This window comes from Yoonia sp. (assembly GCF_046498525.1).
Classification (GTDB): domain Bacteria; phylum Pseudomonadota; class Alphaproteobacteria; order Rhodobacterales; family Rhodobacteraceae; genus Yoonia.
In genome coordinates, this window is the sequence record NZ_JAWOAN010000071.1 from 11,439 (window position 1) to 33,169 (window position 21,731).

General features: G+C 58.2%; 20 protein-coding genes. 14 read left to right on the forward strand and 6 right to left on the reverse strand.

From position 1 onward, the window contains the following. Nucleotides 1-4: 4 nt before the first annotated feature. The 3 genes from betA to R6T97_RS04575 all read left to right on the forward strand — a co-directional run bounded on the left by betA (nucleotide 5) and on the right by R6T97_RS04575 (nucleotide 2,724). The gene (betA, locus tag R6T97_RS04565) at nucleotides 5-1,663 is read left to right on the forward strand and encodes a choline dehydrogenase (protein ID WP_410348120.1); all 1,659 of its coding nucleotides are present in this window, start codon (nucleotides 5-7) and stop codon (nucleotides 1,661-1,663) included. Between the two features lie 96 nt (nucleotides 1,664-1,759). Beyond that, on the forward strand, nucleotides 1,760-2,404 hold the full coding sequence (locus R6T97_RS04570) for a thermonuclease family protein (protein WP_410348121.1): 645 nt from the start codon (nucleotides 1,760-1,762) through the stop codon (nucleotides 2,402-2,404). Between the two features lie 83 nt (nucleotides 2,405-2,487). Continuing rightward, nucleotides 2,488-2,724, forward strand: coding sequence for a YdcH family protein (locus R6T97_RS04575; protein ID WP_410348122.1), 237 nt, complete (start codon nucleotides 2,488-2,490; stop codon nucleotides 2,722-2,724). On the opposite strand, the gene R6T97_RS04580 is transcribed toward R6T97_RS04575, so the two are convergent. Beyond that, the gene (locus R6T97_RS04580; protein WP_410348123.1) at nucleotides 2,721-4,121 is read right to left on the reverse strand and encodes a short-chain fatty acyl-CoA regulator family protein; all 1,401 of its coding nucleotides are present in this window, start codon (nucleotides 4,119-4,121) and stop codon (nucleotides 2,721-2,723) included. The two genes, R6T97_RS04575 and R6T97_RS04580, sit on opposite strands and share 4 nt — an antisense overlap. A gap of 51 nt (nucleotides 4,122-4,172) precedes the next feature. Beyond that, nucleotides 4,173-5,384, reverse strand: a complete 1,212-nt coding sequence (locus R6T97_RS04585; protein ID WP_410348124.1) for a multidrug effflux MFS transporter — start codon at nucleotides 5,382-5,384, stop codon at nucleotides 4,173-4,175. A 168-nt stretch (nucleotides 5,385-5,552) separates the two neighbouring features. Here R6T97_RS04585 and R6T97_RS04590 point away from each other — a divergent pair, with 168 nt between their 5' ends. The 5 genes from R6T97_RS04590 (at nucleotide 5,553) to R6T97_RS04610 (ending at nucleotide 10,622) form a co-directional block, all read left to right on the forward strand. Beyond that, the gene (locus tag R6T97_RS04590; protein WP_410348125.1) at nucleotides 5,553-7,082 is read left to right on the forward strand and encodes an acyl-CoA carboxylase subunit beta; all 1,530 of its coding nucleotides are present in this window, start codon (nucleotides 5,553-5,555) and stop codon (nucleotides 7,080-7,082) included. Between the two features lie 319 nt (nucleotides 7,083-7,401). After that, nucleotides 7,402-7,545 (forward strand): hypothetical protein, encoded by a 144-nt coding sequence (locus R6T97_RS04595; protein WP_410348126.1) that lies wholly within the window; start codon nucleotides 7,402-7,404, stop codon nucleotides 7,543-7,545. 83 nt (nucleotides 7,546-7,628) lie between these two features. After that, on the forward strand, nucleotides 7,629-7,979 hold the full coding sequence (locus tag R6T97_RS04600; RefSeq protein ID WP_410348146.1) for a hypothetical protein: 351 nt from the start codon (nucleotides 7,629-7,631) through the stop codon (nucleotides 7,977-7,979). A gap of 340 nt (nucleotides 7,980-8,319) precedes the next feature. Beyond that, on the forward strand, nucleotides 8,320-8,526 hold the full coding sequence (locus R6T97_RS04605) for a hypothetical protein (RefSeq protein WP_410348127.1): 207 nt from the start codon (nucleotides 8,320-8,322) through the stop codon (nucleotides 8,524-8,526). Between the two features lie 98 nt (nucleotides 8,527-8,624). Continuing rightward, nucleotides 8,625-10,622 carry an acetyl-CoA carboxylase biotin carboxylase subunit gene (locus R6T97_RS04610; RefSeq protein ID WP_410348128.1) on the forward strand — a complete coding sequence of 666 codons (1,998 nt, stop codon included), beginning with the start codon at nucleotides 8,625-8,627 and terminating at the stop codon, nucleotides 10,620-10,622. Between the two features lie 52 nt (nucleotides 10,623-10,674). On the opposite strand, the gene R6T97_RS04615 is transcribed toward R6T97_RS04610, so the two are convergent. Then, a complete protein-coding gene (locus R6T97_RS04615) occupies nucleotides 10,675-11,124 on the reverse strand; it encodes a DUF4174 domain-containing protein (protein ID WP_410348129.1) in 450 nt (149 codons plus the stop codon). A 113-nt stretch (nucleotides 11,125-11,237) separates the two neighbouring features. On the opposite strand from R6T97_RS04615, the gene scpA reads away from it, so the two are divergent. The 6 genes from scpA to R6T97_RS04645 are packed head-to-tail and all read left to right on the forward strand — an operon-like array spanning nucleotide 11,238 to nucleotide 16,554. Continuing rightward, nucleotides 11,238-13,364, forward strand: a complete 2,127-nt coding sequence (gene scpA / locus R6T97_RS04620) for a methylmalonyl-CoA mutase (RefSeq protein WP_410348130.1) — start codon at nucleotides 11,238-11,240, stop codon at nucleotides 13,362-13,364. An 8-nt stretch (nucleotides 13,365-13,372) separates the two neighbouring features. Then, the gene (locus R6T97_RS04625) at nucleotides 13,373-13,984 is read left to right on the forward strand and encodes a VOC family protein (protein ID WP_410348131.1); all 612 of its coding nucleotides are present in this window, start codon (nucleotides 13,373-13,375) and stop codon (nucleotides 13,982-13,984) included. Beyond that, complete coding sequence (locus R6T97_RS04630; protein WP_410348132.1) at nucleotides 13,981-14,448, forward strand: N-acetyltransferase family protein; 468 nt, start codon at nucleotides 13,981-13,983, stop codon at nucleotides 14,446-14,448. The genes R6T97_RS04625 and R6T97_RS04630 overlap by 4 nt, the downstream gene beginning before the upstream one ends. 13 nt (nucleotides 14,449-14,461) lie before the next feature. After that, nucleotides 14,462-15,142 (forward strand): TerB family tellurite resistance protein, encoded by a 681-nt coding sequence (locus R6T97_RS04635; RefSeq protein ID WP_410348133.1) that lies wholly within the window; start codon nucleotides 14,462-14,464, stop codon nucleotides 15,140-15,142. Beyond that, on the forward strand, nucleotides 15,139-16,137 hold the full coding sequence (locus tag R6T97_RS04640; RefSeq protein ID WP_410348134.1) for an endonuclease/exonuclease/phosphatase family protein: 999 nt from the start codon (nucleotides 15,139-15,141) through the stop codon (nucleotides 16,135-16,137). Before R6T97_RS04635 ends, R6T97_RS04640 begins: the two co-directional genes overlap by 4 nt. 36 nt (nucleotides 16,138-16,173) lie before the next feature. Further along, entirely contained in the window at nucleotides 16,174-16,554 is a 381-nt protein-coding gene (locus tag R6T97_RS04645; protein ID WP_410348135.1) for an AAA+ family ATPase, read from the forward strand. A gap of 7 nt (nucleotides 16,555-16,561) precedes the next feature. Here R6T97_RS04645 and R6T97_RS04650 read toward each other — a convergent pair whose 3' ends face one another. The 3 genes from R6T97_RS04650 to R6T97_RS04660 form a co-directional block, all read right to left on the reverse strand. Beyond that, nucleotides 16,562-17,668, reverse strand: coding sequence for a PP2C family protein-serine/threonine phosphatase (locus R6T97_RS04650; RefSeq protein WP_410348136.1), 1,107 nt, complete (start codon nucleotides 17,666-17,668; stop codon nucleotides 16,562-16,564). Between the two features lie 302 nt (nucleotides 17,669-17,970). Then, nucleotides 17,971-19,518, reverse strand: a complete 1,548-nt coding sequence (locus tag R6T97_RS04655; protein ID WP_410348137.1) for a Ppx/GppA family phosphatase — start codon at nucleotides 19,516-19,518, stop codon at nucleotides 17,971-17,973. 38 nt (nucleotides 19,519-19,556) lie between these two features. Then, nucleotides 19,557-21,725, reverse strand: a complete 2,169-nt coding sequence (locus R6T97_RS04660) for an RNA degradosome polyphosphate kinase (protein WP_410348138.1) — start codon at nucleotides 21,723-21,725, stop codon at nucleotides 19,557-19,559. Nucleotides 21,726-21,731: the final 6 nt, after the last annotated feature.

Consider the following 21,731-nt stretch of genomic DNA (forward strand, 5'->3'; position numbering starts at 1 on the left):
CATCATGCAAGCTGACTATGTCATCGTTGGCGCAGGCTCCGCAGGCTGCGCCATTGCCTACCGCCTTGCCGAAGCAGGCAAGCAAGTGCTGGTCATCGAACACGGCGGCAGCGATGCAGGCCCGTTCATCCAGATGCCCGCCGCGCTGTCTTACCCGATGAACATGAAACGGTATGACTGGGGAATGAAATCCGAACCGGAGCCGCATCTGGGCGGACGTGAACTTGTCACGCCGCGCGGCAAGGTGATCGGGGGGTCATCCTCGATCAACGGGATGATCTACGTGCGAGGCCACGCTTGCGACTATGACCATTGGGCCGAGAGTGGCGCGCATGGCTGGTCCTATGCGGATGTGCTGCCTTACTTCAAGCGGATGGAGCACTGGCATGACGGCGGCCACGGCGGGAATCGGGACTGGCGCGGCACGGACGGCCCCCTGCATGTCACCCGGGGTCCCCGCAAGAACCCGCTGACCCGCGCCTTCGTCGAAGCCGGACGGCAGGCGGGCTATCCGGTGACAGGCGATTATAACGGCGAACAGCAAGAAGGGTTCGGTCCTTTCGATGCGACGATCTACAAGGGTAAGCGCTGGTCTGCTGCGACGGCGTACCTGCGCCCGGCGCTCAAACGCTCGAATTGCAGCATCACCCGCGCGTTTGCGCGCCGCATTATCATCGAAGACGGCCGCGCCACGGGGGTCGAGGTCGGTCGCGGCAGCAAGATCGAAGTGATCACCGCCAACAAGGAAGTCATCATTGCGGCTTCGTCGCTCAATTCGCCCAAACTTCTGATGCTTTCAGGCATTGGCCCTGCTGCGCATTTGCAGGAACACGGCATCGCGGTTGTCGCCGACCGCCCCGGTGTCGGGCAGAACCTGCAAGACCACCTAGAGCTCTATATCCAGCAGGCGGCCACGAAACCGGTTTCGCTGTTCGCGTACTGGAACCTGCGCGGCAAAGCCAAGATCGGTCTGGAATGGCTTTTGTGGAAAACCGGTTTGGGCAGTTCCAACCAGTTTGAAAGCGCGGGTTTCATCCGCTCGAAGGCTGGCGCTAGATATCCCGACATCCAGTACCACTTCCTGCCCATTGCCGTCAGCTATGACGGCAAGATCGCACCCGAAGGACACGGGTTTCAGGCGCATGTGGGGCCCATGCGGTCGCAATCGCGTAGGCAGGTCACCTTGCGGTCTGCGGACCCCGACGACCACCCGAAAATCGTGTTCAACTACATGTCCCACCCCCAGGATTGGGAGGACTTCCGCACCTGCATCCGCCTCACTCGCGAGATTTTTGCCCAACCCGCCTTTGATGAATACCGCGGGCACGAGCTCCAGCCCGGCGATGCGGCCCAAAGCGATGAAGACCTTGACGCGGTCATCCGTGAGCACGCGGAAAGCGCCTATCACCCTTGCGGCACCTGCAAGATGGGGGATGAAAACGACCCGATGGCGGTCGTTGATCCCGAAACAAGGGTTATCGGCGTCGCAGGTCTGCGTGTGGCTGACAGCTCGATCTTCCCGCGTGTGACGAACGGCAACACGAACGGGCCATCCATCATGGTGGGCGAAAAGGCAGCGGATCACATCCTGCAACGCAATCCGCTGCCACGGTCAAATGATCGGCCATGGATACATCCGGACTGGGAAACGATGCAGCGCTAGGCTCCTGCCGTGCTCCAAGTGGATTTGTTAACGCATTCTTAACCTTTATTAACGAATTGCCTTGAACCCCGCACCGAAGCCTCTCTAGGTCGCGGCATGTTGCGGATATTTGCCTTTCTCATTGCCTTGCTCGCCACACCTGTGTTGGCGGCTCCCAACGGCACGATCCGCGTGGTTGATGCTGACACGATTGATGTGGGCGGCACCCGTGTCCGGCTTTTTGGCATCGATGCGCCCGAAATGGGCCAACCTTGTCGCGCCGACGGGCGTGAATGGGATTGCGGGGTCTGGACGCGCGATGCGGTGCGCGATGCGTTTGAAGGGGCCTTTGCCCGTTGTCAGACACGCGACACCGATCGCTATGGTCGCGCTGTGGCACAGTGCAGCGTCGACGGGCAGGATATGGGGCAGTTGATTGTACGCTCTGGTCTTGCATGGGCGTTCCGGCGTTATTCCGAAACCTACGATCTGGACGAAAAAGCCGCTGCCGTCGCTGGACGCGGGCTGTGGGCGGTCGAGGCGGAACTGCCTTCTGATTTTCGCGCAGCACAAGCCGCAGTTGATCCTGCGCCGACGGGCAATTGTGCGATAAAGGGCAATATTTCTTCTGGTGGCCGTATCTATCATATGCCGGGGCAGGCCCACTACGGGCGCACGCGGATCAACCCTGCAAATGGCGAAAGATGGTTTTGTTCCCGCGCCGAAGCGGAAGCCGCAGGGTGGCGTGCGGCGCGGCGATAAACGGATTTACTTGATCCCGATCAAAGAGACCTGACCGCGAGGTAGCTAACATCTCGAGCAACAACACCCAAAGGAGCATCTTAATGTCGCATACCCCCCATGAGCTTATGGAAGAATTCCCCCAACAAGTGGATGCGATGCATGCATTGAAGGAAAGTGATGCCCATTTCGCCAAGCTTTATGATGAATACCACACTATCAACCGCGCCATTCATCGGGCCGAGACTGATATTGAACCGACTGATGATCTGCACATGGGCGAAATGCGCAAGCAACGCTTGATGCTGAAAGACCAGATCGCCGCAGCCATGCGCGCCTAGTCCAGCTGATACGGCAAAATGCCCCTGCGGTCCGGGTCGACCCTAAGCTCCCGCTCTAGCGGGGGAACGGACCGCTGGTGGCAATTGCGCCGCTCGCAGATACGGCACGAAATGCCGATCGGTGCATAAGCCTCTGCCGCGCCCAGATCCATGTGATCGGCGTAAACGAGGGCGGGGGCGTGCTTCACTTCGCAACCCAGCCCGATGGCATAGCGCCGGGTCGGTACGTTGTAGGCCCCGCCTGACTTGCTGACATCACGGGCGAGGCAGAAATACCGTGCGCCGTCCGGTGTTTCGGCCAATTGGCGCAGAAACTGGCCCGGCAACTCGAACGCCTGATGCACGTTCCAAAGCGGGCAGGCACCGCCATAACGTGCAAATTGCAGCGTCGTGGCCGAGTGGCGTTTCGTGATTGTGCCGGCCTGATCCACACGGACAAAGAAGAACGGAATGCCTTTGGCACCGGGCCGCTGTAAGGTAGAGAGCCGGTGTGCGACCTGCTCCAACGAGGCGCCGAAACGTGCCGAAAGCACCTCAAGGTCATGGCGCGTGGCCTGCGCGGCAGACAGGAACGCGGCATAGGGCATGAGGGCGGCACCTGCGAAGTAATTGGCAAGGCCCACCTTCGCGATGCTGCGCGCTTCTTGCGATTGAAAACGGGCAAGGTCGAGTGTGGCTTCCAGAAGCGGGTCCTGTGCAACCAGTGCCAGTTGCAGCAAGAGCTGGAAGGTTTGCGTGGCGCGGTTTGCATATTCTGAAATCGTCAGTGTCTTGGTTGCGACATCATAGTGCCGCACGTCGACAGCATCCCGAAATACGGTCTTGATTCCGTGACCGCCCAGCATGCGTATAGCTGCATCCGCAACGGCTTCGCCCGGGCTGGCGCGGCGCGCAAAACGTTCTGCCGCGCGATCCACGGCATCGATATAGTTGTCACAGTAATGAAAGAAGTCGCGCACCTCTTCCCACGGGCTGGGTTGCAGTCGCGCATCTTCGCGGCCCAGCGCCTCGTCAAGCGACGCCAACCGCTCATGTGTCTGTCGGTAAGCTGCATGCAGATCAAGGAATGCGCGCGCAAGGGCAGGGGCATTGGCGGCGGCAAGGCGCATATCCGCATGAGCGGGTGCGGGTCCGGTAAAGACCGGATCGGCCAGCGCCTCGCGCATGTCACCGACAAGGCGGGCTTCATCGCCGGACTGTAACTCGGTCACGTCAAAGCCGAATTCTTGCGCAAGACCTAAAACCACCGCTGTGGAAACGGGGCGGTTGTTGTTCTCCATCTGGTTCAGATAGGGCAGCGAAACCCCCAGTTTTTCGGCGAATGCCTTTTGCGTCAGCCCAAGCCGCCCGCGCAATTCACGCAGTTTTGCCCCGGCATAGAGTTTCTGAACGGCCATGTCCCACCTTTGCAGATTTGCTACTTTACATTAGCCACTGCAAATATCGGGTCAAGCGATCCGCTGCTCGCGCCAGATGACAAAAAGCACAGAAAAGAATGAAAGAACGGAAACGCCAAGCATAGTGATCTGCAACGGCATGGTGCCGGTCTCGATTGTCAGGATACTGCCTGCAAACTGTGACATAGCCGCGCCACCGCCGATCATGATCGCACCGCCCAGACCGCTGGCCGTGCCTGCCAGATGCGGACGTACGGAAATGGAACCTGCCATCACGTTGGGCAACATGATCCCGTTTCCGAGGCCAAGGAACGTGCAGAAGCCAAAGAAATTCAGCGGGTGATGGACGCCCGCCAGCGTCAAGAGGGCAGAGGTCCCCAAACCGGAAATCGTGATCAATGTCCCGATCAGAGCCATGCGGTTGATGCCGGCCGTGACCGAGAAGCGCCCCGACAGAAAGTTCCCCAAGGCATATCCGATGGCGGGCGCGCCAAGGGCGATGCCGCTCCAAAGTGGGGAAAGCCCGAAGATTTCGCTGGCCACGAATGATGTGCCGCCCAACAGGGCAAAGAAAGCCCCCGATCCGAAGGCTGCGCAAAGCACGTAGCCCCAAAAGCGCGGTGAGCGGAACAGTTCGGGATAGGTTTTCAACTGGTCGCGAAAGCTGGTGCCCTGATCTTTGACGGTCTCGCCAAGATCAAAGTAGACCAGCGTCAGGGTCGCAAGCCCCGCAACGGACAATAGCACGAACGTCGCTTGCCAGCCAAAGGCTTGTTCCAGCCCGCCACCAATCATCGGGCCGACCATGGGAACCAGTGCCATGCCCATCGTCACATAACCTATCATGGATGCCGCTTCGTCCTGAGGCACGATGTCGCGCACGATCGCGCGGCCCAGTGCCATGCAGGTGGCGACGGCTGCCTGAAGGATGCGGAAGAACAGGAACACCTCGACGGTAGTGGCAAAAAGTGCGCCGATTGATGCGATCACAAACAGCACCAGAGAACCGAGTACTAATTTGCGCCGCCCGTATCGGTCTGAAATCGGGCCGATAAAGACCTGCAACACTGCCGTTGCCGCCAGATAGCCCGACAAGGCGATCTGCATGATCGCGTACTCTGTGTCGAAATAGGTTGTCATCGCAGAAAGCGACGGCAGGAAAACCGATATGCTGAGCGCCGACATGCCGGTGATCAGCACGAGTGTCAGAATATGTGGTGGTGTGGTGCGATCCAGAAAGCGGATCCTTGGTAAAGACGTCATGGCGACAGATGTAGGCCGCCGTGTGAGGCTTGTCCATCACTGTCATATTTGCGAGTTTGCAATATTGTCATTCTGCAAACCGTAAAGTTTGCAAATATTCCTCTTAGGGCTTCTCCCTTTAGCCTTGCCGCGGTATGCACGGACACCAAAAGGCGAGGGTGTGATTTCATGGATGTTTTGCAGGAACTTGAAGTACGGCGGCAGGCGGCCCGCATGGGCGGCGGCGAAAAGCGGATTGCCGCACAGCACGGCAAGGGCAAGCTGACTGCGCGCGAGAGGATCGAACTGCTGCTGGATGATGGGTCCTTCGAAGAATTCGATATGTTCGTGGCGCACCGCTGCACTGATTTCGGGATGGAAAAAGAGCGTCCCGCAGGGGATGGCGTCGTCACGGGGTGGGGGACAATCAACGGTCGCCTGGTTTATGTTTTCAGTCAGGACTTCACCGTCATGGGTGGTTCGGTTTCCGAGACGCACGGACAGAAAATCTGCAAGATCATGGATATGGCCGTGCAGAACGGTGCGCCGATCATCGGGATCAACGATTCCGGCGGTGCACGTATTCAGGAAGGTGTCGCCAGCCTTGCCGCTTACGGCGAGGTCTTCCAGCGCAACATCACCGCCTCTGGCGTGGTGCCGCAGATCAGCCTGATCATGGGGCCAACGGCGGGCGGTGCTGTCTATTCGCCTGCTATGACCGACTTTATTTTTATGGTAAAGGATAGCTCTTACATGTTCGTCACCGGCCCCGATGTGGTCAAGACGGTCACGAACGAACAGGTCACCGCAGAAGAACTGGGTGGCGCGTCGACACATACCAGAAAATCATCCGTGGCCGATGCCGCCTTTGAAAACGATGTCGAGGCATTGGCAGAAGTACGGCGCCTGATTGATTTCCTGCCGCTTCATAACCGTGACAAGCCCCCGGTCCGCCCGTTTTTCGATGATGTGAACCGCCTTGAGGAAAGCCTTGATACGCTGATCCCCGACAATCCCAACATGCCTTACGACATGAAGGAATTGATCGCCAAGCTGGCGGACGAGGGCGACTTTTATGAAATTCAGGAAGAGTTCGCCAAAAATATCCTGACCGGTTTCATCCGTCTCGAAGGGTCCACTGTGGGTGTCGTTGCCAACCAGCCGATGGTTCTGGCGGGGTGTCTGGATATTGATGCCTCACGCAAGGCCGCGCGTTTTGTGCGCTTCTGTGATGCCTTCGACATTCCGCTGCTGACCTTGGTCGATGTACCCGGATTTCTGCCCGGTACAAGCCAGGAGTACGGTGGCGTCATCAAGCACGGTGCAAAGCTGCTGTTTGCCTATGGCGAAGCGACAGTGCCCAAGGTGACGGTGATCACGCGCAAAGCCTATGGTGGCGCCTATGTGGTTATGGCGTCCAAGCACCTGAATGGCGACTTCAACTATGCATGGCCCACATCCGAGATTGCCGTGATGGGCGCCAAGGGCGCGACAGAGATCATTCATCGCGTCGACCTCAACGATCCCGAGAAACTTGCAAGACACACGCGGGATTACGAAGACCGCTTTGCCAATCCGTTTGTGGCGGCTGAAAAGGGTGTGATCGACGAAGTGATCATGCCGCAGTCGACCCGCAAGCGCGTTTGCCGCGCCTTTGCATCGCTGCGAACCAAGAAGGTGCAGACCCCTTGGAAAAAGCACGACAATATACCGCTGTGATCCGATCAGAACCTCATAGACTTCGGCACGATGCGTTTGTGCAGGGCGGTGCTGGCGATCATACGCCGTTTTTCGGCGCGCCTTGCTCGCCATATCTGGAGGCCGGTTTGAGCATTGCACCAAATATAGGCGAAGCAAAACCGGTGCGCTCAAAATCTGAGTCTTTGCTGCAACATCGCGCGCAGTTCGCCTCAGAGGTCTTTGAGAACAAAGTCTTTTTGTCTAGTGTGACGTTACGCGAAGTGGATATCGCGCTCTCGTGGGGCCAGGGTGGCAAGGATCACCCGAAACCCTGCATCAACGCAGGCAGGCAAATACAATGTTGCAAGGACTTATTGCTTTTACGGTTGCGGCGCTCATGGCGCTTGTTGCCGTTTCGGGCAGCCAAGACCGCGCGCCGCTGCAATTCACGTCGGATGCGGCAGCACAACCGCAGGTCAATTACGGCCAGTTGGTTTACTAGCGCTCACTGTTTTGGACGGGCTTTCGGGCCCGTCCATCCCGCCCTCCCGATTTGCGGAGGCGCAAATGGCTAACCTTCCTTACATGGACAAACACCGCGGGTTCCCGGGGCGGCTGCCGGGAACCGATTTCCAGTTCACGCTGCGGCGGGCCAACAAGGATGGCGCGACCGAGTTGACCCAGCGGATACGGTATCCGGACCGTCGCCCGCCCGATAAGCGCGCGGATGCAGGATTTATGCAGGCCCTGTGGGAACATTTCGGCGAAGAACCTTTTGTCCGCGGCAATCTTGACGCAGGTCGCCTGAGTTGGCTGTTTGGCCGCGAGGTGATCCCTGCCGAAGATCCATTTGACCCGGCAAGCTATGAGGCGATGTTGCGCATTGATGTGACCGTCGCACGGCAAACCTTTCCTGACATCATAGGGGATGGATGATGCCGCACTCTAAGATGAACATTACATTAACAACTCAATCTGAGCGGGAATTCGCTTATTCCGGTCTGATCGCTCAACAATGCTGTTCAGGACAAGCTTCTTTTGCCAATGTCAAAAATGTCGCAGGGTTCTCCAGTACTCGCCCTGCCGCGATCTTTCCATACCGTTACCTTTCCCTTGATCGGCCTGCTTACTCACACAGCAGGCCGATAACGGAATTTGGGTTTCAGTTATCGAAAACGACGGATGATATTGGATATCACGGTGAAATCGTTATTCATCGTCGCGCAGGCCGCGCCAATTGTGGGGTGGCCGACATAAAAACGATAGGCTTAAGATTATGCAAAAGACATCAATCATCCTTGCGACAGTGGCAGTATTTGGTTTGGCGGGTTGCCTTGAAGGCGACGCAGAGCGGGGCGTCGCGGGCGCAGGTGCAGGCTTTTTGGCCGCAGATCTTCTGGGCACGGACCGCACGGGGACAATGCTTGCGGGGGCTGCCGCAGGCGTGCTTTGCGACGACGCAGGTATCAACGGCTGCCGTTAAGATAGACAACCGCGCCCATCACGGGCGTGCAATGAATGGAAACCGTCGTCGGGGTCATCCCCCGAGGGCGGTTTTCGCGTTTTTGGGGACGTAAGACAATGTTCAAGAAAATTCTCATCGCCAACCGTGGTGAAATCGCCTGCCGGGTTATCAAGACCGCCCGCAAGATGGGGATCAAGACGGTTGCGATCTATTCCGATGCCGACCGCAATGCGCTGCATGTGAAGATGGCGGATGAAGCGGTGCATATCGGCCCGTCCCCTGCCAACCAGTCCTATATCGTCATTGACAAGGTGATGGAGGCAATCAAGCAGACAGGCGCAGAGGCCGTGCACCCCGGTTACGGTTTTTTGTCCGAAAACCCCAAGTTCGCGGATGCCTTGGCTGAAGCGGGCGTCGTATTCATTGGCCCGCCCAAAGGAGCCATCGAAGCGATGGGCGACAAGATTACCTCCAAGAAACTGGCACAAGAGGCCAACGTCTCGACTGTTCCCGGATATATGGGGCTGATCGCCGATGCTGATGAGGCGGTCAAGATTTCCAATCAGGTCGGCTATCCTGTCATGATCAAGGCCAGCGCTGGTGGCGGTGGTAAAGGCATGCGGATTGCGTGGAGCGATGATGAAGCCCGCGAAGGTTTCCAGAGTTCCAAGAACGAGGCTGCCAGCAGCTTTGGTGACGACCGTATCTTTATCGAGAAATTCGTCACCCAGCCGCGCCATATTGAAATTCAGGTTCTTTGCGACAGCCACGGCAATGCCGTTTACCTGCACGAGCGCGAATGTTCGATCCAGCGCCGGAACCAGAAGGTGATCGAAGAGGCGCCAAGCCCCTTCCTTGATGAGGCCACCCGCAAGGCCATGGGCGAACAATCCGTCGCTTTGGCGCAGGCCGTCGGCTACACCAGCGCGGGCACGGTTGAATTTATCGTCGATGGCAACCGCAACTTCTATTTCCTTGAAATGAACACACGTTTGCAGGTCGAACACCCTGTCACCGAACTGATCACCGGCATTGATCTGGTCGAACAGATGATCCGCGTCGCGGCGGGTGAAAAGCTGCCTTTCGAACAGAAAGACCTGAAAATCAACGGCTGGGCCATGGAAAGCCGTCTTTATGCAGAAGACCCCTATCGTGGTTTCCTGCCGTCGATCGGCCGCCTGACGCGCTATCGTCCACCGATGGAGGAAGCGACGCCAAAGCGCGCGGTGCGCAACGACACCGGCGTCTATGAGGGCGGCGAAATCAGCATGTATTACGATCCGATGATTGCCAAATTGTGCACATGGGCGCCTTTTCGCGATAGCGCCATCGAAGAGATGCGACTGGCGCTGGATGGCTTCGAGGTGGAGGGGATCGGACATAACCTGCCGTTCCTTGCGGCAGTCTATGACCACCCCAAATTCACCAGTGGCGAAATGACCACCGCCTTCATCGAGGAAGAATACCCGGACGGGTTCGATGGCGTGACCCTGTCCGATCACACTTGCACGCGGATCGCGGCTGCGGCTGCGGCCATGCACCGTGTTGCCGAAATCCGGCGCACGCGTATTTCGGGACGGATGGATAATCACGAACGGCATGTAGGTGAAGACTGGGTCGTCAACCTTCAGGGGCAGGCCCATGAGGTCAAGATCAACGCGGATAAATCCGGCGCTGATGTCGTGATTGACGGCCAGACCCTACGGGTCGAAAGCGGTTGGACACCGGGTGATCCGCTGGCACGGCTGAATGTCGATGGTACGCCTTTGGTGCTGAAGATCGGCAAGATTTCTGGCGGATTTCAAGTGCGTTATCGCGGCGCGGACCTCAAAGTGCATGTGCGCACGCCGCGACAGGCCGAACTGGCCGCCTTGATGCCCGAGAAACTGCCTGCAGATACATCCAAGCAACTACTTTGTCCGATGCCCGGTCTGATCGTCAAGATCGACGTGGCCGAAGGTGACGAAGTGCAGGAAGGGCAGGCACTTTGCACTGTGGAAGCCATGAAGATGGAAAACATTCTGCGCGCTGAACGCAAGGGTGTCGTCAAGAAGTTGAACGCAGGCGCAGGTGACAGCCTGGCCGTGGATGAAGTGATCATGGAATTCGAATGATCCAGCCCGTCGGCATAACTACGTCCGTGACGCGGCCTTGGGTGCAACGCCGTTACGGCTGCACCGTCCGCCGGTCCGTGATTTCCTGTTGGCGCAGCGGCATCTTGTCGATTGAGCGTGATAGTTCGCGCACATCATATGGTTCGGGCTTGCGCAGGGCGACGCGTCCGTCTTTACCGACCAATGCCATCATGTATCCGCGTGGCCGCAAGGTGGTACGCACATCGGACATGGCATCAGGGTCGGTGTCGGTAATCACAATCACGTCCCGCTCGACCAACCGGTCGATTTCGGCCGTCAGCCGGTCGAGCTGCTGGCGAAAACGCGGATCATTGGGTGAATCCGCAAAAACCACCAGCGGGCGCAAAACCCATTTCAGGTCGTCCAATACGATTTCGCTGCCATCAAAGATGGTGGTGGGCGCTTCTTCCCAGCGTTCGAGGATCGTTTTTTCCTCTGCCGCTACGGGCAGTGCGATCAATGCGGCAAGCGCGATGTTCATCAATAACTTCATAACTATGGATATAGAGGCGCTTGCGCCAAAAGCTAAGGGTGAAGTGGCATTTGCTGCAAACAAATGCGTGTCCCCTGTTCAATTTCACACCGGAGGTGTCGATGTCTGACAAGAAAACATGGAAAGAGATTGCCCGCAAAGAGCTACGTGGCAAGCCTTTGGAGGCACTCACATGGGATACGCTGGAAGGTATCCCCGTGCAGCCGCTCTATACTGCCGAAGACACGGACGGATTGCCGCATATGGGCGGTATTCCGGGTGAGGCCCCTTACACGCGTGGTGTAAAGGCCACGATGTACGCAGGTCGCCCCTGGACGATCCGCCAATATGCAGGGTTTTCGACGGCGGAAGAATCCAACATGTTTTACCGCAAAGCGTTGGCTGCGGGGCAGCAAGGCGTTTCGGTTGCGTTCGATCTGGCGACCCACCGCGGTTATGACAGCGACCACCCTCGCGTTGAGGGTGATGTCGGCAAGGCAGGTGTCGCGATTGACAGCGTCGAGGATATGAAAATCCTCTTTGACGGCATCCCGCTGGATAAGGTCAGCGTTTCCATGACAATGAACGGCGCGGTCATTCCGATCCTTGCCAATTTCATCGTGGCGGGGGAAGAGCAGGGGCATCCGCGCAACGTGCTGTCCGGCACCATTCAGAACGATATTCTCAAGGAATTCATGGTGCGCAACACCTATGTTTATCCGCCCGAACCGTCGATGCGGATTATCGCGGATATCATCGAATATACCACAAATGAGATGCCGAGGTTCAACTCGATCTCGATTTCCGGTTACCACATGCAAGAGGCGGGCGCGAACCTTGTGCAGGAACTGGCCTATACGCTGGCCGATGGGCGCGAATACGTCCGCACCGCCATTGCACGTGGCATGGACGTTGATCAGTTTGCCGGACGGCTCAGTTTCTTTTTCGCTATCGGCATGAACTTCTTCATGGAGGCCGCAAAACTGCGCGCCGCCCGTCTGCTGTGGTCGCGGATCATGGCCGAGTTTGAACCCAAGAACCCCAAATCGTCCATGCTGCGCACCCATTGCCAGACCAGCGGTGTCAGCCTTGCCGAACAGGACCCTTACAACAACGTGATCCGTACCGCCTATGAAGCGATGAGCGCGGTTCTGGGCGGTACCCAGTCGCTGCACACCAATGCGCTGGATGAAGCGATTGCGCTGCCGACTGAATTCAGCGCGCGCATTGCGCGGAACACCCAGTTGATCCTGCAGGAAGAAACCGGTGTGACGAACGTCGTCGATCCGCTGGCGGGGTCATATTATGTGGAAAACCTGACCCATGAACTGGCCGAGGCTGCATGGAAGCTCATCGAAGAAGTCGAAGATTTGGGCGGCATGACCAAGGCCGTTGCCTCGGGCATGCCCAAGCTGCGGATCGAGGAGACAGCGGCGAAGCGGCAGGCAGGTATTGATCGCGGGACCGAAGTGGTCGTGGGCGTCAACAAATACCGCAAAGACAGCGAAGACCCGATCGACATTCTGAACATCGACAATGACGCGGTGCGCCTGTCGCAAATCGCCCGGATCAAGACGACAAAGGCCGCACGGGATGATGCCGCGTGCGAAGCGGCACTGACAGAAGTCACACGCCGGGCCAGTGAAGGCGGTAACTTGCTTGAAGCAGCGGTCGAGGCTTCCCGTGCGCGTGCCACAGTCGGAGAGATCAGCATGGCAATGGAAAAAGTATTCGGACGGCACCGTGCCGAGGTCAAGACATTGGCGGGCGTCTATGGTGCCGCCTACGAAGGCGATGAAGGTTTCGCGGCGATCCAGTCCAGCGTCGAGGCGTTCGCAGAGGAAGAAGGGCGCAGACCACGGATGCTGGTCGTGAAGATGGGACAGGACGGTCATGACCGTGGCGCGAAGGTGATTGCCACCGCATTTGCCGATATCGGCTTTGATGTGGATGTCGGCCCGCTGTTCCAGACACCTGCGGAAGCTGCACAGGATGCCATCGATAACGACGTGCATGTCATCGGCATCAGTTCGCAGGCGGCAGGGCACAAGACGCTGGCACCGAAACTGGTGCAGGCGCTGAAAGATGCAGGCGCCGAGGATATCATCGTGATTTGCGGCGGCGTTATTCCCCAGCAGGACTATCAGTTTCTGTATGACAGCGGCGTCAAGGCGATCTTTGGTCCGGGCACGAATATCCCCAAGGCAGCAGCGGATATTCTCGATCTGATCCGTAGCGCGCGGACTTAGGGGGGGCGATGATCAAGCTGGACCATCTTGCTGTTGCCTGCACGGACCTTGCCGAAGGGACGGCGTGGGTCGAAGAGCAATTGGGCGTGGCCTTGCAAGCGGGTGGCCAGCATCCGCGCTATGGCACCCATAACACGCTGCTCGGTCTGGCCGACGGGCTCTATTTCGAGGTGATTGCGAAAGACCCTGATGCGGTCCCCGAGGCGGGACATGCGTGGTTCGGCCTGGATGACTTTGCGGGGCCGCCGCGACTGGCCAACTGGATTTGCCAGACCGATGATCTGGCCGGTGCCCTGGCGAAAGCACCTGCCGCCGTCGGTACGCCGCGCGGCCTGACGCGCGGCGATCTGGCGTGGCAGATCACGGTGCCCGATGATGGCAGCCTGCCCTATGGGGGCGCTTTCCCGACGCTGATACAGTGGGCTGCTGGCACACATCACCCCGCAGACAGGCTGCCAGCGAGCGGGTGCAAACTGTTGCACTTTGCGGTCAGTCATCCGGAAACCGACGCTTTGCTGGAGATGATGGAGCTTGCCGACCCGCGCGTTGAAATGGTCACCGGCCCGCTCAAGTTGGAAGCGACATTTGAAACACCTCACGGCGTTCGCACCTTGTCATGATCCGCGCAGCGATACCCTCTGACGCTGCACAGATCGCAGCGATCTGGAACCATGCGATCCGCGAGACAACAATTACCTTCAACCCGGTCGAAAAACCCGAAGAGGAAGTCGCGACGCTGACGGCGCAGGATTGCCTTGTCTGGGAAGAAGACGGGCGCATCATGGGCTTTGCGCGGTATTTTCCGTTTCGTGGCGGTGAAGGCTATCGGTTTACTGTCGAACACACGATTATGCTGCATGACGAAGGCCATGGAAATGGTGCAGGGCGGCGATTGATGGAGGCGCTTTGCGCCCACGCCAAAGCCGAGGGCAAACACAGTATGTTTGCCGGATGCAGTGCCGAAAACCGGGGTGCTGTGGCGTTTCATGCCCGCCTTGGTTTTCAAGAGGTTGCAACGCTGCCCGAAGTGGGGTTCAAGTTCGGGCGTTGGATAGATCTCGTTTTGATGCAAAAATTCCTTTAAAGGACGCACCCCCATGTCGATTTGGACACGGATGGCCGAAGCTATTGCCGCGCTTGCCAAAGGCGAGGGGTTGTTGGCGGTCTTCGATAAACTGCGGGCGTCCCCCGACCGGACCGTCGGTTTCGCCATCGCCGTGATCGCGCTGGGCGCAAAGATGGCCAAGGCCGACGGGCTGGTTACCAAGGACGAGGTCGTGGCGTTTCGCGAGGTTTTCCTGATCCCGCCCGAGGAAGAAGTAAACGCCGCGCGCGTCTTCAACCTCGCGCGTCAGGATATCGCCGGGTACGACAGTTATGCGCGCCGCATCAAGGCGATGTATGGCGACGATGACCGTCCGTTGTGCGATCTTCTGGAAGGGCTTTTCCATATCGCCATGGCAGATGGCGTTTACCACCCCAAAGAAGATGATTTCCTGCATGAAATAGCGGAAATCTTTGGCTTTGATGAACGCCGCTTTCGGGGTATTCGCGGGCAATTCGTCGCCGAGGCCGATCGCGACCCTTACGACGTTATTGGTGTCGATCCGACAACGCCCATGGATGAGGTCCGCGCGGCTTGGCGCAAGCTGGTACGCGAAACGCATCCAGACCAGATGCTGGCCCGCGGGGTTCCCGAAGAAGCGGTAAAACTGGCCGAGCGCCGCATGGTTGCGATCAACCGCGCGTGGGAGGAAATCCAGAGCAGCCGGACATGAGGATTGCCACCTACAACGTGGAATGGTTCAACAGTCTTTTCGACGCCGACGGTGTCCTGATCGAAGATGGCACCTGGTCGTCGCGCTGTGATGTGACCAAGGCAGAGCAGACGGCAGGCTTGGGTGTCGTGTTTGCGGCAATGGACGCCGACGCCGTGATGATCATCGAGGCGCCTGACACAAGCCCGCACCGCGATACGCGCAAGGCGCTTGAACATTTTGCAGCCCGGTTCGGTCTGCGCACGCGCGCGGTTGTGACCGGTTTCACCAACGACACCCGTCAGGAAATTGCGCTGCTCTACGACCCCGATACGGTCACGGCAGTTCACGACCCGCAAAGCCATCCATCCGCCCCACGGTTTGACGGCCAGTTTCACATGGGTGTGGATCTTGATGCCCATCCCGACCCGATCGTGTGGTCCAAACCACCGCTTGAGATCGCCATGACCACCGCCAGCGGTCCGTTGCGCCTGATCGGTGTGCATGCCAAATCCAAAGCGGCGCACGGAGCGATGAACACCGCCGAGGCCAAGCGTATCGCGATCCAGAACCGGCGCAAGCAACTGGCGCAATGTGTCTGGCTGCGCAAACGGATCGCGCAACATTTGGCGGCAGGCGACGATCTGATCGTCCTTGGCGATTTCAACGATGGTCCTGGCCTTGATGAATACGAAAAGCTCTTTGGACGTTCCGGCCTCGAGATCGTTTTGGGTGAAGGTGACGAAGAGCGGCTTTATGACCCTCATGCGCACATGGTCTTGGGGCGGCGCTTTGGCGCGATGCCTGTTACGGCCCGCAGCCAGCAACAAGGCGAGCCTTATGTCCAGGCGCTGCTTGACTATGTCATGGTGTCGCCCCGCCTGCGTGCCAAATCACCGGAATGGCAGATATGGCACCCCTTCGATCATCCGGACTGCTATAAAAATGAGATGCTGCGCGAGGCGCTCCTGCTTGCCTCGGATCACTTCCCGGTCATCCTTGACATCAATTTGTGATTTGAATTGGTGCCGTGACGGTCCTAACCTTGCCCCATGAAAACGATGTATGGATTTACAGTGGCGGCAATTCTCTTGTGGACGCCTTTGGTCGCGGAAGACGCGCCTGAGACGGACATGAATCAGGGGTTGAACCTGATGGAAGAAGGCGCGCGGATGTTGATGCGTGGCCTGATGGAAGAGATGGAGCCCACGCTTGATGCGTTGCGCGAGAACTTGGAAGAGATCGGACCGGCCTTTGCCGAATTTGTCCAGTCGGTCGGTCCAGCTTTTGGTGAGTTGCTGGAGCAGGTCGATGACTTGCGCAATTATGAAGCGCCGGAATTCCTGCCCAATGGCGATATCATCATGCGCCGCAGCCCCGACGCCCCTGTGTGGAAGCCTGAGCTGGAAGACGGAGAAGCAATAGAGCTTTAGCGCAACCCTAGTCGTTCGAGGACCGTTGCCGCCGGTACCAACTGCCCCGGCCCTGCGGTTTGACCTGTTCCGCATGTGTCGGTTCTTGCTTTGCCACCTCTGACGTGTCGAATGAACGCGATTGCGACGTAACAAGACGAATGATGCGTTTGGTTGGAACGTCGGCAGGGCTTTGGGTCGGGGTTGCTTCTGGCTGGGCGACGACGGGTTCCGCCGAGTTCTTTTCTGCCTGATCAAAAGGTGCATTGCGCCCCAGATCGGACCTGAGCTGGACCAGCACTGATGCTGCATCCTTTGTTGCGGGCTGTGTGACCTGCTGGCGCTCTCCCAGCTTGATGACTGTAAAGACGGTGTTGTCCTGATCCGGATCATCAAGGTCCGCAATCGCCTGCAAAAGAGCGTTCGAGATTTCGCTGCTGTGCGCATCCTGCGTTTTCGTAAGGATCGCTGTGATTTCGTCATTGGACAGGAATTGCAGACCGTCACTGGCAACGATGATGATGTCACCGGGCCGGATGGCCGTGGCTGCATCGGGGCAATCTATTTTCTTTATGTCGACGCCGGCAATCGCGGACGTTAGCGTATTGCGGTCCGGATGATCGCGCCCGACCTCTGGGTCCATTGCGCCGACCTTGACCATCATATCGATCTGCGGTGCCATTGAATGGTCCTGATTCAACTGGCGCAGTTCACCATCACGGAACAGAAACAGAGGGGAGTCGCCAACCGAAACCCAATAAAGCTCGTCCCCGCGAATGACGGTGGCCAGCAGGGTGGAGCCCATACCATAGGTGTCCGGCTTTTCTTCGATGTGCTGCGAGATGCGGTGATTGGCGGCGGTCGCCGTCTTGTAGAGCAGGCCGGAAATGTCGGTGATCTGCTTGTCCAGCAGCATTTCTTTGAGTTTGATCCGGCTGAACACCTCGGACATCACCAGCGCGCTGGCGACGTCACCGGACAGATGGCCGCCCATGCCGTCGGCCAAAACCGCGAAACCTGTTTCCTGTCCTTGGGGAAAGCTGGCGACGAGGCTATCTTCCTGATAGTCACGCCCACCCTTTATCGCCGCTGTCGCGACATCGAATCTGACTGATTCTGTCAACACGTCTACCATCCAAATTTACCTATCTTGCCGTAGGGCAGGATCACACTCACACGCTACAAGAACTTACATAAGTTAACTTCTCTCGAACATGCCAAAAAAGCGATTGAAATGCGGCAAAAATCGGACCAAGGGGTGTCAAAATCACGTTTGTTAATTTTCAGCTTATCTTTCTGCCGGTTTTGGAGGGGTTATCGGAAACAATTATTTGAAATTAGAATTTTTGTTGATTTGAAGGTTGTGGAAACAAGGCGAAAATGTGCCGCAGATCAATCCGATTTAAGAATCAGTGACCTGAAGCGGCTTGAGCGGCCTTATTTCTTGAAGCTGACGCTGCCAGAGGCCCCCATCGCTGCGGCCAATGCATCAAACCGCGACTGGGCGACTTCGCCGAAAAGCGGGCGGGCATGTTCGGTCAGTCGCAGGGACAATTCGCGTTTCTGGGGTTTCCATTGCAGGGTGCCCGGCGCTTCATCTGCGGTCAGCCAGAGCATCGCGCCCAAGCGCATCGCCTTGCCCAATACCTCGGCTTCCTTGATCTGGCCTTCATCCAGCATGTCAAAAAGCGCATCAAAGCGGGAGCTGGCCGATTTGCTGCTGTAGCGGTTCATCAAGGCAAGACCCAACAGGACGCGCTCGTAATGCTTCAGCCCGCCTAGATTGGCGCGGGTGGCATTGTCAAAGGTCACCTCGGCGCGGTAATCGGGATGCGCGCGCCAACTCACGTCATGTAGCAGGCAGGCGGCCTTGATGATACGTTTGCGTTGCCAGTTGGCGCGGGGAAACAGCGGCTTGATAAAGTCATAAAGGACACGGCCGAACCCCGGCAGGCGCGCATCTTTCGATTCCGCAAAGCGGCAGGCTTCGATCAGAGGGTCACGCTCGCGCAGCGCGCGTGGCATCTGTTCGTAAAGCATCCCTTCACGAATACCGTAGGATGAAATCGCGACGTCCTTGGGTTTGAAAGTCCGCATCAGTTCTTTGAGAACGATCACTGCCAAAGGGACAAGCGACATCCGGCTGTCAGAAATGTTGCAGCGGCTCCGCAGCTCTTGCAAGTCGGATTTGCGTATATACTCGGCAGTCTTGCTGATTTGCCGCGAACTCATCCGGTACTCGTGCAAGACCGTCAGCGGATAGCCGCAGCGTTCCATGTCGACGCGCGCGATGGCCCGCCACGATCCGCCCACCAGAAAAAGGCGCATACCGGTCTCATAGTCCATTTCGGCATGCAACTGTTCCATCGTTTCGCGCACGTAGGCTTTGACGGCTTTGCGCCCGCCCTTGATTTCGCGCAGTTTCAGCGGACCCAGCGCAGAGGTCAGCCGCCGACCTACACGGCCCTCTGCAAGGTCGGCGAGTTCCATCGAAGAACCGCCGATATCGCAGACAAGCCCGTAGCTGCCGGGCCAGCCAAGCAGCACACCTTGCGCCGATAGCCGCGCTTCTTCCTTGCCGTCGATGATCCAGAGCTTGATGCCGGTTTCGCGCAAGACTGCGGCCTGAAAATCGGGCCCGTCAGAAGCTTCGCGGACCGCCGCCGTGGCAACGGCCGTGAGCGGTGCGATACCCATCCCTTCGGCCAACGCAGCGAACCTGCGGATTGCGGAAAGGGCCCTGATCCGCCCTTCCGGGTTCAGATGTCCGGTATGGGACAGTCCCGCACCCAAGGCGCACATGATCTTTTCGTTATAGAAGTAGGCCGGTGACCGCGCGGCACCGTCAAACACCACCAGACGGACAGAGTTCGAACCCACGTCAATCACACCAACCCTGCTCAGCCGTTTCGCGGCAGCATCTTCAAAGAGCGGACGTCCAAACGGGCCCCAGTCGATTTTGTCCTCTGCAGGAGCTTGTGTCATCGTAACCCTCGGTCGCCGTCCCCGCGCGAACGTATCAATCAATCATCCGTATGCGTCAACTGCGGAACATCGGACGCACCTGCTGATCCGCGCCCCGAGAGCGACGGGTTTTCCATGAAGAACCGGTGGCAGTTGAACGCGAATTTTCCTTCTTCGACCGTAGCGCGGGCAAAGCTGCCGTCTGCGGACATCACCCAGCTTTGCGCGATGTCGGCCATGTTGGCGGCCATGATCTGGCTGACAATCTGGGCTTTGACGGTCGGGTTCTTGATCTCGACCAATGTCTCGACCCGCCGGTTCAGGTTGCGGCCCATCCAGTCAGCCGAGCTGATATAGACCTTGGCCTTTTTCGACGGCAGGTTGCTGCCATTGCCAAAGCAGACGACGCGCGAGTGTTCCAGAAACCGCCCGACAATGGATTTGACGCGAATGTTCTCGGACAGGTCTTTTACGCCGGGGCGCAGCCCGCAGATGCCGCGTACGACAAGGCTGATCTTCACACCTGCCTGACTGGCCGCATAAAGCGCGTCAATTACGTCGCTTTCGATGAGCGAATTCATCTTGGCCCAGATCATGGCCGGTTTGCCGCTCTTGGCGTTCTCGGCCTCTGCCGCGATCCGGTCCAGCAGGGTCTGCTTGAGGTTCAGCGGCGAGATGGCGAGGTTCTCCAGCCCTTCGGGCTGCGCATAGCCGGAGAGGTAATTGAACACTTTGGTCGCATCGCGCCCCAATTTGGTGTCGCAGGTAAAAAGGCTCAGGTCCGTATATATCCGCGCCGTGATCGGGTGATAGTTGCCGGTGCCAAAGTGCGTGTAAGTTACCAGCTTGTCACCCTCGCGCCGCACCACGGTGCTGATCTTGGCGTGGGTCTTGTACTGCATGAAGCCATAAACCACATGCGCCCCCGCCCGTTCCAGCCGCCGCGACTGGCGGATGTTGGCGGCTTCATCAAAGCGGGCCTTCAGTTCGACCAGTGCCGTGACGGATTTGCCGTCTTCCGCAGCCTCGCAGAGTGCCTCGACGATAGGCGAGCGTTTCGACGTGCGGTAGAGTGTTTGCTTGATCGCCACCACATTCGGATCGCGCGCGGCCTGCGTCAGGAAGCGCACTACCATATCGAAGGTTTCATAGGGGTGATGCAGCAGCATATCCTTCTGCCGGATCGCAGCGAACATGTCGCCATCGTGGTCCTGCACCCTTTCGGGCACACGCGGCGCGAATGTCGGCCAAAGCAGGTCGGAGCGGCTATCGAGCACCAGTTCACCCAGGTCCGCGATACCGATCAGCCCGTCAACCTCGACCACTGTTTCCTCTGTCACGTGCAGTTCAGACATGATCAGGGTCTGTAGCGCGGCAGGCGCCCCCTGCGAGATTTTAAGCCGCACCACTTCGCCGCGACGCCGCCGTTTGAGCGCGGTTTCGAATTCGCGCACCAGATCTTCGGCTTCGTCTTCAAGTTCCAGATCGCTGTCGCGCAGTACCTTGAAGGCACAGCTTCCCTTGATCTTGTAGCCCGGAAAAAGGCGCCCGATGTGCAAGAGCAACAGCTCTTCCAATGGCAGGAACCGATGCCCGGTCTCGGCAGGCAGTGCCACGAAACGGTCGATCTGCGCAGGCACCGGCAAGAGTGAGCGTAACTGGCGCTTGTCAGTGGGTCGTTCCAGTTGGAGGGCCAGTGCAAAGCCTTCGTTCGGCAGGAACGGGAACGGGTGCGCGGGGTCGATCGCCAGAGGGGACAGGACGGGAAACACCTGTTCGATAAAGACATCTTCGAGGTAATCGATGTCAGCCTTGCTCAGTGCATCGCGCTCGAGAATATGGATGTCCTGCTCGGCCATCAGTTTTTGCAGGTCTATGAAAACCTCCTGCTGTCGCGCCATCAGGGCGCGCGCATCACGGTCGATTACCACCAGTTGTTCGGCGGGTGTCAGTCCGTCAAGGCCGGGTGTGGTGTTGCCCTCGTTCGCCAGTTCGCGCAGGCCGGCAACACGTACAGTATAGAATTCGTCCAGATTGGTTGCCGAGATCGACAGGAAACGCAGCCGTTCCAACAGTGGCACGCGTTCATTTTCCGCCTCTTCCAACACCCGCTGGTTAAAGCTTATCCAGCTTAGTTCGCGGTTCACGAAACGCGCGGGGCTGGACAGGTCGAGGTCAAGTGTCATGGGGGAAGGATAATCCCCTTCGAGAAAGTTTGCGTCAGTCATGGGGCC

Excerpts from the sequence above, each read along its gene's own strand:
- betA (WP_410348120.1), top strand. The coding sequence starts at position 5 with ATGCAAGCTGACTATGTCATCGTTGGCGCAGGCTCCGCAGGCTGCGCC.
- R6T97_RS04570 (WP_410348121.1), top strand. The coding sequence starts at position 1,760 with ATGTTGCGGATATTTGCCTTTCTCATTGCCTTGCTCGCCACACCTGTG.
- R6T97_RS04575 (WP_410348122.1), top strand. The coding sequence starts at position 2,488 with ATGTCGCATACCCCCCATGAGCTTATGGAAGAATTCCCCCAACAAGTG.
- R6T97_RS04580 (WP_410348123.1), bottom strand. The coding sequence starts at position 4,121 with ATGGCCGTTCAGAAACTCTATGCCGGGGCAAAACTGCGTGAATTGCGC.
- R6T97_RS04585 (WP_410348124.1), bottom strand. The coding sequence starts at position 5,384 with ATGACGTCTTTACCAAGGATCCGCTTTCTGGATCGCACCACACCACCA.
- R6T97_RS04590 (WP_410348125.1), top strand. The coding sequence starts at position 5,553 with ATGGATGTTTTGCAGGAACTTGAAGTACGGCGGCAGGCGGCCCGCATG.
- R6T97_RS04595 (WP_410348126.1), top strand. The coding sequence starts at position 7,402 with ATGTTGCAAGGACTTATTGCTTTTACGGTTGCGGCGCTCATGGCGCTT.
- R6T97_RS04600 (WP_410348146.1), top strand. The coding sequence starts at position 7,629 with ATGGACAAACACCGCGGGTTCCCGGGGCGGCTGCCGGGAACCGATTTC.
- R6T97_RS04605 (WP_410348127.1), top strand. The coding sequence starts at position 8,320 with ATGCAAAAGACATCAATCATCCTTGCGACAGTGGCAGTATTTGGTTTG.
- R6T97_RS04610 (WP_410348128.1), top strand. The coding sequence starts at position 8,625 with ATGTTCAAGAAAATTCTCATCGCCAACCGTGGTGAAATCGCCTGCCGG.
- R6T97_RS04615 (WP_410348129.1), bottom strand. The coding sequence starts at position 11,124 with ATGAACATCGCGCTTGCCGCATTGATCGCACTGCCCGTAGCGGCAGAG.
- scpA (WP_410348130.1), top strand. The coding sequence starts at position 11,238 with ATGTCTGACAAGAAAACATGGAAAGAGATTGCCCGCAAAGAGCTACGT.
- R6T97_RS04625 (WP_410348131.1), top strand. The coding sequence starts at position 13,373 with ATGATCAAGCTGGACCATCTTGCTGTTGCCTGCACGGACCTTGCCGAA.
- R6T97_RS04630 (WP_410348132.1), top strand. The coding sequence starts at position 13,981 with ATGATCCGCGCAGCGATACCCTCTGACGCTGCACAGATCGCAGCGATC.
- R6T97_RS04635 (WP_410348133.1), top strand. The coding sequence starts at position 14,462 with ATGTCGATTTGGACACGGATGGCCGAAGCTATTGCCGCGCTTGCCAAA.
- R6T97_RS04640 (WP_410348134.1), top strand. The coding sequence starts at position 15,139 with ATGAGGATTGCCACCTACAACGTGGAATGGTTCAACAGTCTTTTCGAC.
- R6T97_RS04645 (WP_410348135.1), top strand. The coding sequence starts at position 16,174 with ATGAAAACGATGTATGGATTTACAGTGGCGGCAATTCTCTTGTGGACG.
- R6T97_RS04650 (WP_410348136.1), bottom strand. The coding sequence starts at position 17,668 with ATGGTAGACGTGTTGACAGAATCAGTCAGATTCGATGTCGCGACAGCG.
- R6T97_RS04655 (WP_410348137.1), bottom strand. The coding sequence starts at position 19,518 with ATGACACAAGCTCCTGCAGAGGACAAAATCGACTGGGGCCCGTTTGGA.
- R6T97_RS04660 (WP_410348138.1), bottom strand. The coding sequence starts at position 21,725 with ATGACTGACGCAAACTTTCTCGAAGGGGATTATCCTTCCCCCATGACA.